The organism is Erwinia sp. (assembly GCF_031978025.1).
Taxonomy (GTDB): Bacteria; Pseudomonadota; Gammaproteobacteria; order Enterobacterales; family Enterobacteriaceae; genus Erwinia.
Genome location: NZ_DALZCD010000127.1, coordinates 1 through 11,971, shown reverse-complemented (window position 1 = coordinate 11,971; position 11,971 = coordinate 1). Strand labels below are relative to the sequence as shown.

Below are 11,971 nucleotides of genomic sequence, written 5' to 3'. Positions count from 1 at the left end.
TTTATCTTTCTCTCGGCGCGTCCCTGATTGAGGAAAAGCAGTACTTTCGTTTAGATCATGAGCGCTTGCAGACCTTTGCTATGCCTGCGCGGTGATCTCATTGAAGGGCGCTATTGGAACGTTATGTTCAACTCAACAGACTTCCGGTCGTTGTCCGTTTGTGCTTATAACGGACATGACAAGCCTTATGGTGTACGAATCAACGGGACGTTCTGAGTGGTGAAGGTTTAATGTAGCCATAATGAAAAAACCTGCCTTACAGCAGGTCTTTCTCACGCATACTTTTCAGCTGAAGTGATTATCAAAGCATACTGATTGTCGGCTACGTAATTTCAACCTGCGAACCAGCTTCAGCTTTGCGGGGTAACAGACGGGAAACAAAAAGCCCTGCGACCTGTCCGGCTGCTGCCAGATAAAAGGCAAGCTGTAAGGCTGTTTCGAGACTGTTCCCAGATTTTCCCTGCTGCAGACTTTCAGTGCCGCTTCCGGATAAAGCAACCAATAAAGCAATACCAATCGCGTTACCTACATTCAGCGTGGTAGAAGCCATACCCGAAGCGATCCCCTGTTCGCCATGCTTTATGCCTGAACCAGTAGCTATCCACATGGCCGTCCAGACCATTCCCTGCCCTGTTCCTGAAATGATCAGTCCGGGGAGTAAGGCCATATAAGAGGCACCTGAAAAGGCTGATGGCACCAGGGCCAGCGTACCCGCAATGCCGGTTAAAAAACCGACCAGCAAAACGGTGCGTACTGACAGACGATTTGCAAGCCGGGCGCCGAGTTGCGTTCCGGCAAAAATGGCCAGCGAGGGAACAATAAATGCCATGCCAGTCTGCAAAGCATTGTATTCCATAATGTCCTGAAACATAACGGTCAGAAAATAAGGAAGAGCACCAAAGGTTCCCATATAAATGAACGTGATCGCCATGCCTGTGGCGAGGCTGCGGTTTCTGAATAAGCGTAGCGGCATTAATGGATCCAGGCTGCGAGACTCGATGAAAGTAAACGCCAGCAGAAATACCGCCGCCAGACTCAGTGATAAGAAAACAGGCTCTGACAACCAGCCCTCTTGCGGCCCCTGAACCAGAGCATAAACCAGCAGAATGGCGCCCAGGGTTACGGTCACAGCGCCTGGCAAATCGAAGCTGCGGCGCTCTTTCCGGAAACTGTCTTTTGGTAACACAAAAAACGCCGCGAAAATAGCTATAGCCGCCAGTAAAACATTGACGAAAAATACTGCCGGCCAGCCGTAGAGACTGGTGAGTATCCCACCGGCAAGCGATCCCAGAGTAAGACCACTTGCGCCCGCGCCTCCCCAGACAGCCAGTGCCCGGTTACGTGACGGCCCCTCCTCGAACAATCTGTTTATAAGCGAAAGCGTGGCAGGAAAAAGTAATGCCGCGCCTATGCCCTGTATGGCTCGTGCAATAACGATGACGACAGGACTCCATGCTACTCCCCCGGCAAGTGAAGAGAGCGCGTACAGCCATAACGCACCAATAAACACGCGACGTTGCCCCAGCAGATCGGCGGCTCGTCCACCGAACAATAAAAATCCTCCGCAGCACACCGTATAAGCACTGACAACCCACTGGAGCGTGTGCTCTGAAAACCCCAGCCCCGAGCCAATTTCCGGCAGGGCTACAAACACAATATTGATGTCAAGGGAGTACATGAGCTGAGCGAAGGCAAGCAGCGCAAGGCTTAAGTGCTGAAAGCGAGGGACCGGTGAATCAGGTAAGGCAGTAACCATCAAATCTTCTCCATGAAAACTAATGTACGAGTACATACGTACAATTAATGTATGTATATACTCGTACATTAGTCAACTGATAAAATTTAAAGTAGAGTGTTGGCATGTTACCAACCTGATGAGAAATCCTATGCTTTCGAACCACCCTGCCACGGATCAAATACGTCTTGAAAACGTGCTGACGGCGTTGGGGAATCCCCTCCGTCTGACTGTGGTGCGTGTGCTGGCTGGCGGCGGTGAGCATGCCTGTAGCGCCGTGCTTAGCGGTATTCCTAAGTCAACGCTGACTCACCACTGGCGTGTATTACGAGACAGTGGCGTTATCTGGCAGCGGCCTTTTGGGCGCGAAAACTTACTGTCGCTGCGTCGCGAAGAGCTTGACGCCCGCTTTCCCGGGCTACTTGATGCTTTGTTGGGGGCGGTGGAAAAAGATGCACTGACACAGGAATCAACGACAAAGCATCTGCCGACGCCATCCTCTGAACAGAAGGCGCGCGCAAGGGAAAAGTGAAGGAAACCGAGCGTATAAGACCGCTTCTCGCTGTGAGTTCAACCGGTGGATGCAACAAGCTTTGGCCAGAAGCGGGCGCGGAAAATGTGTCCTTCTGCTTGCCCGGGTATTATCCTGTCTTACACAACGAATCTGTGAGGTAAGCCATTTTGGGGATGCCGATATGACCACTTTTTATGACCTTCATGCCACCAGCCTGGGTGGCCAGCTTATCTCTATGGCCGACTATGCTGGCAAGCTGGTTATCGTGGTGAACACCGCCAGCCATTGCGGATTTACGCCACAATACGCAGGCCTCGAATCACTCTACAAGCAGTACGCGGCCCGGGGGCTGGTGGTGCTGGGTTTTCCCTGCAACCAGTTCGGGAAGCAGGAACCCGGCGGTGCCGACGAAATCGCGCAGACCTGCCACGTCAATTACGGCGTGAGCTTCCCGATGTTTGAAAAAGTACAGGTCAACGGTCCCTCAACACATCCGGTGTTTCGTTACCTGAAAAACGAATTGCCCGGCGTGCTGGGCGGACGGATCAAATGGAATTTTACTAAGTTCATGATCGGACGCGACGGCAAACCGCTGAGGCGTTTTGCACCGATTTCCACCCCGGAAAAAATGGAAGCCGCTATTCTTACTGCCCTTGAAATCTGAAAGCGACTGTCATTTGTACACGGCCTCTTCGGCTGTTTCCAACCAGCGATAGAGCCGGGTGCTTATAACTGCTTTTACCAGCAGGCCCCGGTTTATAAACGCCTCTCTCAGCCTGGCTGAGCATGTATTCAAAGTTGCGTTCTCTTCCAGTCGCTGAAACTAAGAGCATAGAGCAGGCTTGGCGAAGCGTCTTTGACGTCATGTATATCACTGAGATAACTCAGGCCTGCTTTTTGGAGCACTTTTTGCGATGCAAAATGGTTTGCTCTGACCACGGCGTTAACCTCTGTGAGCCTGATTATTTCAAACCCATATTTTACAGCGAATTTCGCAAGCTCTGTCGCCAGTCCTTTCCCCCACACCTCGGTCCCAAACCGATATCCCAGATTATTAAAGGGTTTATCGATATAGTTGACGATACTCAATCCACCAAATCCGATGACATTGTCAGGGCTATCGCCAAGCGATATTGCCCAGTTGCCAAAACCATTGGTTTCCCAGTGGTTAACCCAATTATTCAGAACCGCTTCTGCATGTTGAGTGTCCGGAAAAGGGCCTGCCGGATTGAATTGGTTTGTAGCCGGGTCGCCATATATCCTGAACAAATCAGCCACATCTGAAGCAACTACCGGTCTAAGACGTAAACGTTGGGTTTCAAGAGACAAATTTACCCCCAGAATGCTGATTTAAATGTATTAGCCTGAATGTAGACAGTCTGTTGATTTAAACAGGCTTTAGTCATAAAGCAATTGTTTTGTCCGCTGTCATGTGCGTCTGTTATTCACTCATGCAGACAATATGCTCACATCAGCCGCCTTTATTTCAGCAACTGGAAATAACCTGGCCGAAAAAAACGATGCTTTCCCTGCATCTGCCAGCACAGGCCGTTACAACCGGAAAGACTGTTGCATTGTGCGCCGTTTGATGAACCGCAATCCTGGCAGATAGCGTCCGTAATGGCGATTTCCGCGATCGGCATCTGGCTGGTGATGCGCGCCAGGGTTCGCCAGGCCCCTTCATCCCGTGCGCTGTAAGACATTATTTGCCGAATTCTCTGATATTGCGCGTTATGCGATCAAGATTTCACTTCAGGTTAAGCCAAACCTGCAAAGGCAGTTTTCCGCTTAAAGCCGATATTGCCCCGGCGACTGCTGATGCCTGCCAGAAACGGGCGTTGCTCGTGGCGAACAGCTTTAAATAATGGCTCTTTCATCATTTTAAAGCCGTTCTCTTCTATATTTTTATACCGCCTGACAGAATACCGGTCTTACTAAACAGCCTGTTTTTCATTAAACGCCTGCCCTTACTTGTGATACACATCCCGTTGCTTTAAAGCACCGTCAATGGACGCTTGTACAGCGTTACCGGGATGGGGCGTCGCCCGTATTAAAACGGCAAAGTTACTGAATACAGAGTCCCTGTCCCTACCCGACTTCATGGCATTTGATTGAGACATGCGCTGATGCTGTTCGTGCCTGTTAGCGAGCCTGCTCCAGCGGCAGGAAAGCTTCAGCGAAGATGTCTGGCTTATACCCGGCGGAAGTAAACAGGTGCTGACGTGATTCATCAATGGCCGCACGCAGGCGTGCGCTATCCACGCCCAAAACCTTGCCGTCCTGCTTGACGATACGTCCGCCAATCATCACGGTATCAATGTTGCTGCGCTCTGCTGCATGCACTACGGTGCCAAAGGCATTGCCGGATGGATAGAGGTTGATATCGCCGGTATTAATAAGAATGAGGTCGGCCTGCTTACCCGGCGTCAGGCTGCCTGTCTTATCCTGCAGGCCGGCACAGGCAGCACCATCGGCCGTGGCGGCTTTAAGGAGCTGTACAGCCCGAAGCGTCTTCAGGGCGGGCGCTGAACCGCAGCGATTTTGCTGATGCATACCCATCACCCGCTGCAGGTAAAATGCCACGCGCATTTCCATAAACATGTCGCCACTGTAAGACGTTTCGTTGTCGACGCTAAGCCCCGGGCTAATGCCATGACGCAGCGCGGACTGAATCGCGAACATACCGTCTTCAATGCCATAGTGTGCGTCGGAGCGTGGGCAGACGTTTACCCGCACGCCTGCTTCCCGCAGTATTTTCCATCCTTCATCCGGCAGCGCGGTACAGTGGTTAAAAATATTGTCCGTGCGCAGCAGACCTTGCCTGTGCAGCGCGTCGAGTTCAGACGCCATTTCGCCGCCAAAGAACTCGGTAATAATCGGCAGTCCCAGCCTGCGCGCTTCGGCCCAGCGCTCAGGCTCAAGCTGTGCCATCGCCGCCAGGGTAACCAGGCTGTGGTTATCATTGCTGAAATATTTTTTCTGCAGCCGCGCCCAGTTGTCCGGCCAGTGAGCCTTATCCCAGTCGCCGGCTACCGGAGGCCCGGAAGCGTGAACGGCCCGAATGCCCGCATCAAGCAGCGCCTCAATGGCCGCATCGGAGTGTGCTGCGGTGCGGCTGTTATGCGAGTTATCAATAACGGTAGTGATACCTGCATCAATACAGCCCAGGGCAGTGAGCAGATTACCGACGTATATGTCGGCAGGACGATAGTATTTAGCAAAAGAAAAATGTGTGGCGTTGCAGTAATCCTCAAGCGTTTCGGCATCAGGGTTGATGCGACGCAGCTGCCCCTCCCAGGCGTGACGATGGGTATCGACCATGCCCGGCATCGCAATCTTATTCGTGGCATCAATAATGCGGGCGCCCTTCGCATCCAGATTCTCTCCGACTGCGGTAATAGTAGATCCGCTGATAAGAATGTCACCGCGAACAATATTGCCTGTATTCTTATCCATGCTGAGCAGGGTTGCGCCACGGATAAGCGTCCTGTTGGAGGAAATCTCCTGATGGTTAACGATATTTCTCAGATAATCAGTCATTTTCAGTCTCTTTGCAGAATGGAAAGGCAAAGGTACGCCTCTCCATTATGATGAAAAAGATGCTTACCGTGTTTTCATTATTCATAATCTGCTAATAATTGAGTGGCGCAGCCGAGGGGAAGAGAAATATGGATCGGATTCAGTCTATGCAGATTTTTGTGCGGGTAGCGGAGGCGGAAAGCTTCGTCCGTGCGGCGGAAACGCTTTCTCTGCCTGCCTCCACCGTGACCAGTACGATTAAAAACCTGGAAAAACACCTGCAGGTTCGGCTACTAAACAGAACCACAAGACGGGTAAGCCTCACGCCTCACGGGCTGCAGTATCTTACGCAGTGTCGGGAAATCCTCTCGTTAATAGAGCATGCAGAATCCAGCCTGACAGATTCTGTCAAACGACCGCAGGGACGCTTACGCATTGATATGCCAGGCGGCATTGCGCATTTTATCGTGCTGCCCAATCTGCAGGCGTTTTATCGCCTGTACCCCGACATCTATCTGATGATTGGCGTCAGCGACAGGCAAGTCGATCTGGTTCAGGAAGGCGTGGACTGTGTGATCAGAACGGGATTGCTCAACGACTCCACGGTTGTTGCGCGCCCACTAGGCCCATTACGCTGGGAGACCTGTGCATCACCAGCGTATCTCCGGGAAAACGGTATCCCGCGGTCACCGGAAGATCTGTCCGGCCATCAGGCAATCCACTATTTTTCAGGTCAGGCCAGGCGGGCAAATGAGATGCGCTTTGTTCGCGGCACCGATATGCTGTCCATTCCCGTGAACGGCAAAGTAGCCGTGAATGAGACGGGACTCTATATAAAAATGTGTCTTGATGGTTTCGGGCTGGCACAGCTTGCTGAAAACGTTGTTTCAGAACATATGCGGGAAGGAAGGCTAATTGAGGTTCTGGCAGACTGGCAGCCGCCGCCCGTGCCCGTTACGCTGCTTTACCCGCACCAGCGCTTTCTCTCTCCCGCGGTGCGGGCTTTTGCTGACTGGATTGCCGGGCTTATCGGTCAGGACAAGCCCGCAAAATAAAGGTAAACCGCGTCAGGCTTACGCTGACCGTTGTTCTACACAGGCCTGAGCCCCTGTAGCCGACCAGCCCATTACCAGGCTTCTCCTGCAGTTAAAGCAACGCTTTAGCTCGGGGACAGGGCGGGTTTCACGTATGCATTTCGTCCAGCCGCTATACCGGTCACGGCACCAGCCACAGCAATCGCGGCGGTTATCAGCAACGGCACGCTCCAGCCCCCGGACACATCATGCACTTTACCCAACAACAGGGGACCCATAGCCGCCATAAGGTAGCCAACACACTGTGCCATGCCTGAGAGAGCCGCCGCGTCGCCTGCATGTCTTGTGCGCAGCCCGATAAAGGTAAGGCCGAGCATCATGCTGGCACCCGAGCCAAATCCCAGAATGGCGGCCCACAGCATCGCCAGATTGGGTGCATAAAGGATGCCGACAAGAGAAAGCGCCGACAGCAGGCTAACCGCGGCGGCGGCAATTCTCTGATCTTTCAGCCGACGTAGCGTGGCCGCCAATATTAACCCCGGAACAGCCGTGGTCAGCTGCAACATCCCATGTATGGCGCCTGCTTTTTCAGCAGCCATTCCCCGATCGGCAAGAATGGCAGGCAGCCAGCCGACGGCAACATAAAACGGCATGGCATTCAGCCCCATAAAAAGTGTGACCTGCCAGGCCAAAGGGGATCGCCAGACGGCGGCATTGGCAACGGTTTCCGGAACTGACGTTGTATGAGGGTGTTTTTTTAGCTGTGGCAGCCATAGAACCATTGCCATAAGCGGGAGGACGATTATCAGGGTCAGCGCGGTGTGCCAGCCCCAGAGCTGCGTCAGGGGGATCATCAGGGCTGAACCGACTGCGCCAACCGCCCCCATGGTAATGGAATAAGCGCCCGTCATGGAGGCCATATTTGCTGAAAAATCACGTTTTATCAGGCCCGGCAGCAGAACATTGCCCAGCGCGATTCCCGCGCCTGCCAGTATCGTGCCGGCATATAGCGCCCACACGCTGCCTGTCGGGCGGAGCAAAACGCCAGCGGATATCACTGCCAGCGCGTAAAAAAGGGTACGTTCCAGCCCTACTCTCCGGGCAATGAATGCGCTTACCGGTGACAGTATGGCAAAAGCCAACAGCGGTAAGGCGTTGAGAAGTCCCGCTGCGGTAATGCTTAGCCCTGAACTGTCACGGATGAGCGGTAAAATCGGTGCAATACTGGTGAACGGAGCGCGGAGGTTAGCAGCAATCAACATGATCCCTGCTATAAGGGCGGCGACGTGCCACCTGTTCCTGATGTCTGACATATTTCTGGTTTTCCCTCAAAAAAGAGAAACTTTAAGCCAGGCATGCGCTGTATAATATAGATAACCTGACAACATATATCTAAATTATGCCAACAGATAAAAAAACTGTTTATTCACCCGATGCGTTTGATTCAGAACTTTTCGCTCAGGCGGCAGTCGCCCTGCGGGTCACTTCTGCAGACGACGATTTAAGCAGCCGTCCCCATGCGCACCGAAAAGGACAACTAATACTTGCTTTGCACGGCGCCGTCAGTTGTGAGGTACATAATGCGCTGTGGCTTGTTCCGCCCCGCCACGCCGTCTGGATCCCCGGGCATTCACTGCACAGTTGCCACGTCACGCAAAACGCGCGTACCTGCTTTCTTTTCATTGAGCCAGGCGCAGCACGGATGCCAGAGATCTGCTGTGTGATTGCTATCACACCTCTTGTCCGCGAACTCATCCTTCATCTCGCAGAACAGGACCCGTCTTATCCTGTGGAAGGCAAAACAGCCCGGCTTGCGGCTGTCCTTCTCGAACAAATTCCCAACGAGCCAGTTAAAGAGCTGTATCTGCCCGTCTCTGACCACTCTAAGATCAGGCATATTGCGGATGCACTTTTTTCAGATCCGGGCGACAGAACCACATTACGACAATGGGCTGCTCAGCTTGCAACGAGCGAACGTTCGCTGGCCCGGCTGTTGGAAAGCGAGACAGGCATGAGTTTCGGGCGCTGGCGCCAGCGGCTGCATCTGATGGTTGCCCTAAGTCACCTGGCCGAGGGCCAGTCCGTTCAGAACGTCGCCGGCACGCTGGGGTATGATTCTGTCAGCGCCTTTATCACCATGTTCAAAAAAGCTCTGGGTAAATCGCCAACACAATATTTTTCGACAGCTGACTGAAATATCATACTCACTCGCCTGTTATTACTTACGTTGTCATAACCGCTCCCGTTTTATATTTGGCATCCGCCTTTATATAACCTGCTGCCTGTCAGTAGCGGACGTTGAAGAAAAAGCGCGTAAATAAAGGGGCCAGGCCAATCGCCCCGCTTTGATGTTTGAAAAAAGAGTTCCTTTCTCAAATAATTTGGATAACGGTCGGGGGGTCACCTCCGATAAAGGATAAATATAGAATAAAGGAGAAATTTATGACGCTATCCGATGCAGAAGTGAACATATTCAGCATTATGGTTATAAGCCTTATCCGGCTATGTGCTTAGACACGTTTCAACATTCCAGCTAACAGCAGCAGGAACCAATATAAGAATCCAGTCAGTGCTGTGATAAAATGACGAGCCAGAAGCGCGTTGGTGGTGATTAGCGCAGCGAGCATCCTCAGTGAAGACACCAAAAAGTTAATATAGGTGGCTGCGGCGATAAACCGGGTAAATGAAGGAAGCAAAACAGATTAAAAGCAAAAGCTCTCAGAAAGAGTGGGACAATACCGCTACCGGAAGCGCATCCTGCCAGGGAGGCGCACCGGGCTGGCGGGGAAAATAGCGCGCCAGCCCAGGTAAAGTGGTTCAGCAGGCCCAGGTTATAGCGCTCAATAGCGCTTTCCTTTTTCCGGCCATGCTGTAAGCGTTTATAATAAATACGGCCGGTTAACAGGGGCAGAAATCGCAACAGCACACCGTCAATGACTGAATAGTGCCGACGACGTATTGACCTGTACAAGGAGTGTTTCCTCGCGCAGCGATCACATTACTAACTGCGCATCCAGCCAGCGACGCAGCACTGGTGACAACTTGCTCAATTTGCCAAATTATCTCTGCCTGTATCGGTGCGACAGAAAAACAGTCAGAAGAGAGTCTGGCGCGAAGGACGGCCTTAATTTCTTTATCACCTCAAACCGGGTTTAGCGCGCGAATAATTAATTTAGTCAATCTTGCTCAGGCTGCGGGAGCGTGCTGTTTAGCCACGCGAAAAAGATCCTTCAGGCTATCGGCTCTTGAGTGGGCGTTATGGACGACAGCGTTATCCGCGCATACTATAAACAGATAATCTGAACGGGCAACCGGAGGTGATCATGAGCGTTTCCATCACGGCAGCAGAATTTAACAGGGGCAAAATTTGGCTGCAGCTAAGCGATGGCCGAACCCTGGGCGTTCCGTTGGCTTACTTTCCCGTACTGGAAAGTGCCGACATTGAGCAGCTGGCAAAGTTTGAGCTGAGTGCGCGTGGCATTCACTGGGACGGGCTCAATGAAGACTTGTCGCTTGAAGGGCTACTGGCCGTGGAGCCACTACAAACCGTGCGGCCCCACTTCGTTAAATAGCCGCAAAGTCTGAATTTTTCATAGGGAGAGATAACGATGAGTAAATATTTTCTGGCCTGTTTTTTTGCGCTGTTCGCTTGTTCTGCAAGTGCCGGTCATGGTGACCCGAAAGGAAAAGAAGGTCATGGTGGCTATATGGGGTCATCTGGCGCAGATGGTGGAAACGGTTCAGATGGCGGCAGTACTGATAACACGCCCGGTCGGCCGGGTTGTCCGGGCGGTACGGATCCTGATTTATCCGGTAAATTTTATCTTCCTGGCACAACACAGGAATGCAACCCGGGTAAACAGGACTCAATGAAAAAACACCCGCCCACGGTAACCGGCGCGTGATTCATTATTAGGGTAGATATTAAAGATGGCTACTGGCTAAAAATACCTCCACAGGCGGTTTTTTTAATCCAACTTAGCGCGTGGTTTCGCTATCAATAAGCCGTATATTTTTAACCTGTCCGTCAGAGAACTCGACACCTGCTATAACAACACTTCTCCGGGGTTTTTGAGTATCGGAGGATTCGGGCAGGTGCATCGCCATCCAATATAATACCTCCCCTCCGTCTGAGTATTATCCATACCGTATAACCGTCACTACTCAGTGATGAAATGTTCCGCGATACCCTGAGTCCGTTGTGAGGAAAAAATAAAGTCTGGCTACTCATCTCTCCATAACGACTGAAACTCAGCGGGAAGTTGTTCTTTTTCAAAACGGATAAACCAATAAATGTCACCGCCCGGCCCTACCATAGGGACTTCTCCCCATCCCTGATGAAACAGCCCCCGATGCCAGTCTGGCTTGATGCGCCCACGCCGGTTGAGCCGCTCGCCATTGCAGGCTGTAGCCCGAATGGAAGGAAGGTTAATGAAAAAGCTAAACGGTACGCCTTCATTACGCGCACGTCGCAGTTGCATGGATAGCCAACGCTGGTTGCGCTGACGAAGCTTTCTTTTGATATGTTTTCTCCTGCGCCGCGTGACTAACAAAGTTAGTCGTTAGTGTAATCCCGGAAACTCATCCTTTTACAGGATGACGAATAAAAAGCGCCGGGGGTGATGCCCCCTAAACGGAATATCCACTTTGCGCCCGAAGCGGACACTGGCCCGCGCACGCTCCGCGCCAGGAGCGGATGCCATTAATGTTATGTTAATTTATTGGGTTAAGCTCGCACCTGATGGTAAATTAGCCAAATCGTAAGATCCGCATAAGGAACAGTGATGGTTATAAAGCAAGCACCTCAAATCGAGACAGAACACCTGATTTTAAAACAGTTTACCCTCGATGATTTTCCTGCCCTTAAGGCCTGCTGGTCTACCCCTGAAATGGCTAAAATCAGTGGTAATGAAAATCCCACAGCAGAAATGATTTGGACCCGTTTATTACGCTATATCGGGCACTGGCAGGCGTTAGGCTATGGCTATTGGGCAGTGTTTGAAAAATCAACAAATCATTATGCTGGTGCGTTTGGTTTTCAGGATGCGCATCGTGATATCACGCCTGAGTTAGCCTACCCTGAAGCTGGCTGGACGCTAATGCCAGAAGTCCGTGGCAAAGGTTATGCGTCTGAAGCACTGGCTGCAATTTTACTCTGGGCCGACAGGA

13 protein-coding genes are annotated in these 11,971 nt (G+C 51.9%); 7 read left to right on the top strand and 6 right to left on the bottom strand.

All coding sequences use genetic code 11. From position 1 onward, the window contains the following. Positions 1–322: 322 nt before the first annotated feature. Positions 323–1,756: an MFS transporter gene (locus tag RTK32_RS11855; RefSeq protein WP_312044168.1), complete on the bottom strand. Its 1,434-nt coding sequence runs from the start codon at positions 1,754–1,756 to the stop codon at positions 323–325. A gap of 130 nt (positions 1,757–1,886) precedes the next feature. On the opposite strand from RTK32_RS11855, the gene RTK32_RS11850 reads away from it, so the two are divergent. Together RTK32_RS11850 and RTK32_RS11845 are read left to right on the top strand one after the other, a co-directional pair. Further along, positions 1,887–2,267: a helix-turn-helix domain-containing protein gene (locus RTK32_RS11850; protein WP_312044166.1), complete on the top strand. Its 381-nt coding sequence runs from the start codon at positions 1,887–1,889 to the stop codon at positions 2,265–2,267. 163 nt (positions 2,268–2,430) lie between these two features. Next, positions 2,431–2,913 carry a glutathione peroxidase gene (locus RTK32_RS11845; protein WP_312044164.1) on the top strand — a complete coding sequence of 161 codons (483 nt, stop codon included), beginning with the start codon at positions 2,431–2,433 and terminating at the stop codon, positions 2,911–2,913. Positions 2,914–3,041: 128 nt separating this feature from the next. Here the strand turns inward: RTK32_RS11845 and RTK32_RS11840 are convergent, their stop codons facing one another. The 3 genes from RTK32_RS11840 to RTK32_RS11830 all read right to left on the bottom strand — a co-directional run bounded on the left by RTK32_RS11840 (position 3,042) and on the right by RTK32_RS11830 (position 5,789). Continuing rightward, positions 3,042–3,578, bottom strand: coding sequence for a GNAT family N-acetyltransferase (locus tag RTK32_RS11840; RefSeq protein ID WP_312044162.1), 537 nt, complete (start codon positions 3,576–3,578; stop codon positions 3,042–3,044). A gap of 152 nt (positions 3,579–3,730) precedes the next feature. Beyond that, the gene (locus tag RTK32_RS11835; protein WP_312044160.1) at positions 3,731–3,952 is read right to left on the bottom strand and encodes a hypothetical protein; all 222 of its coding nucleotides are present in this window, start codon (positions 3,950–3,952) and stop codon (positions 3,731–3,733) included. 439 nt (positions 3,953–4,391) lie between these two features. Continuing rightward, the gene (locus RTK32_RS11830) at positions 4,392–5,789 is read right to left on the bottom strand and encodes an amidohydrolase family protein (RefSeq protein WP_312044158.1); all 1,398 of its coding nucleotides are present in this window, start codon (positions 5,787–5,789) and stop codon (positions 4,392–4,394) included. Positions 5,790–5,917: 128 nt separating this feature from the next. Here RTK32_RS11830 and RTK32_RS11825 point away from each other — a divergent pair, with 128 nt between their 5' ends. Beyond that, positions 5,918–6,823 carry a LysR family transcriptional regulator gene (locus RTK32_RS11825; RefSeq protein ID WP_312044156.1) on the top strand — a complete coding sequence of 302 codons (906 nt, stop codon included), beginning with the start codon at positions 5,918–5,920 and terminating at the stop codon, positions 6,821–6,823. Between the two features lie 104 nt (positions 6,824–6,927). Here the strand turns inward: RTK32_RS11825 and RTK32_RS11820 are convergent, their stop codons facing one another. Next, entirely contained in the window at positions 6,928–8,115 is a 1,188-nt protein-coding gene (locus RTK32_RS11820) for an MFS transporter (protein WP_312044154.1), read from the bottom strand. A gap of 86 nt (positions 8,116–8,201) precedes the next feature. On the opposite strand from RTK32_RS11820, the gene RTK32_RS11815 reads away from it, so the two are divergent. From RTK32_RS11815 to RTK32_RS11805, 3 genes are all read left to right on the top strand, one after another. Then, a complete protein-coding gene (locus RTK32_RS11815) occupies positions 8,202–8,996 on the top strand; it encodes a helix-turn-helix transcriptional regulator (RefSeq protein ID WP_312044152.1) in 795 nt (264 codons plus the stop codon). Positions 8,997–10,125: 1,129 nt separating this feature from the next. Beyond that, a complete protein-coding gene (locus RTK32_RS11810) occupies positions 10,126–10,374 on the top strand; it encodes a DUF2442 domain-containing protein (protein ID WP_312044151.1) in 249 nt (82 codons plus the stop codon). 36 nt (positions 10,375–10,410) lie between these two features. After that, on the top strand, positions 10,411–10,707 hold the full coding sequence (locus tag RTK32_RS11805) for a hypothetical protein (RefSeq protein WP_312044150.1): 297 nt from the start codon (positions 10,411–10,413) through the stop codon (positions 10,705–10,707). Positions 10,708–11,025: 318 nt separating this feature from the next. Here RTK32_RS11805 and RTK32_RS11800 read toward each other — a convergent pair whose 3' ends face one another. Beyond that, positions 11,026–11,283: a hypothetical protein gene (locus RTK32_RS11800; protein ID WP_312044149.1), complete on the bottom strand. Its 258-nt coding sequence runs from the start codon at positions 11,281–11,283 to the stop codon at positions 11,026–11,028. A gap of 303 nt (positions 11,284–11,586) precedes the next feature. Between RTK32_RS11800 and RTK32_RS11795 the strand changes: the two genes are divergently transcribed. Continuing rightward, positions 11,587–11,971: GNAT family N-acetyltransferase (locus RTK32_RS11795; RefSeq protein ID WP_312044148.1), on the top strand; the 385-nt coding region annotated here is incomplete at its 3' end.

Excerpts from the sequence above, each read along its gene's own strand:
- RTK32_RS11855 (WP_312044168.1), bottom strand. The coding sequence starts at position 1,756 with ATGGTTACTGCCTTACCTGATTCACCGGTCCCTCGCTTTCAGCACTTA.
- RTK32_RS11820 (WP_312044154.1), bottom strand. The coding sequence starts at position 8,115 with ATGTCAGACATCAGGAACAGGTGGCACGTCGCCGCCCTTATAGCAGGG.
- RTK32_RS11800 (WP_312044149.1), bottom strand. The coding sequence starts at position 11,283 with ATGCAACTGCGACGTGCGCGTAATGAAGGCGTACCGTTTAGCTTTTTC.
- RTK32_RS11815 (WP_312044152.1), top strand. The coding sequence starts at position 8,202 with ATGCCAACAGATAAAAAAACTGTTTATTCACCCGATGCGTTTGATTCA.
- RTK32_RS11810 (WP_312044151.1), top strand. The coding sequence starts at position 10,126 with ATGAGCGTTTCCATCACGGCAGCAGAATTTAACAGGGGCAAAATTTGG.
- RTK32_RS11845 (WP_312044164.1), top strand. The coding sequence starts at position 2,431 with ATGACCACTTTTTATGACCTTCATGCCACCAGCCTGGGTGGCCAGCTT.
- RTK32_RS11830 (WP_312044158.1), bottom strand. The coding sequence starts at position 5,789 with ATGACTGATTATCTGAGAAATATCGTTAACCATCAGGAGATTTCCTCC.
- RTK32_RS11835 (WP_312044160.1), bottom strand. The coding sequence starts at position 3,952 with ATGTCTTACAGCGCACGGGATGAAGGGGCCTGGCGAACCCTGGCGCGC.
- RTK32_RS11850 (WP_312044166.1), top strand. The coding sequence starts at position 1,887 with ATGCTTTCGAACCACCCTGCCACGGATCAAATACGTCTTGAAAACGTG.
- RTK32_RS11805 (WP_312044150.1), top strand. The coding sequence starts at position 10,411 with ATGAGTAAATATTTTCTGGCCTGTTTTTTTGCGCTGTTCGCTTGTTCT.
- RTK32_RS11825 (WP_312044156.1), top strand. The coding sequence starts at position 5,918 with ATGGATCGGATTCAGTCTATGCAGATTTTTGTGCGGGTAGCGGAGGCG.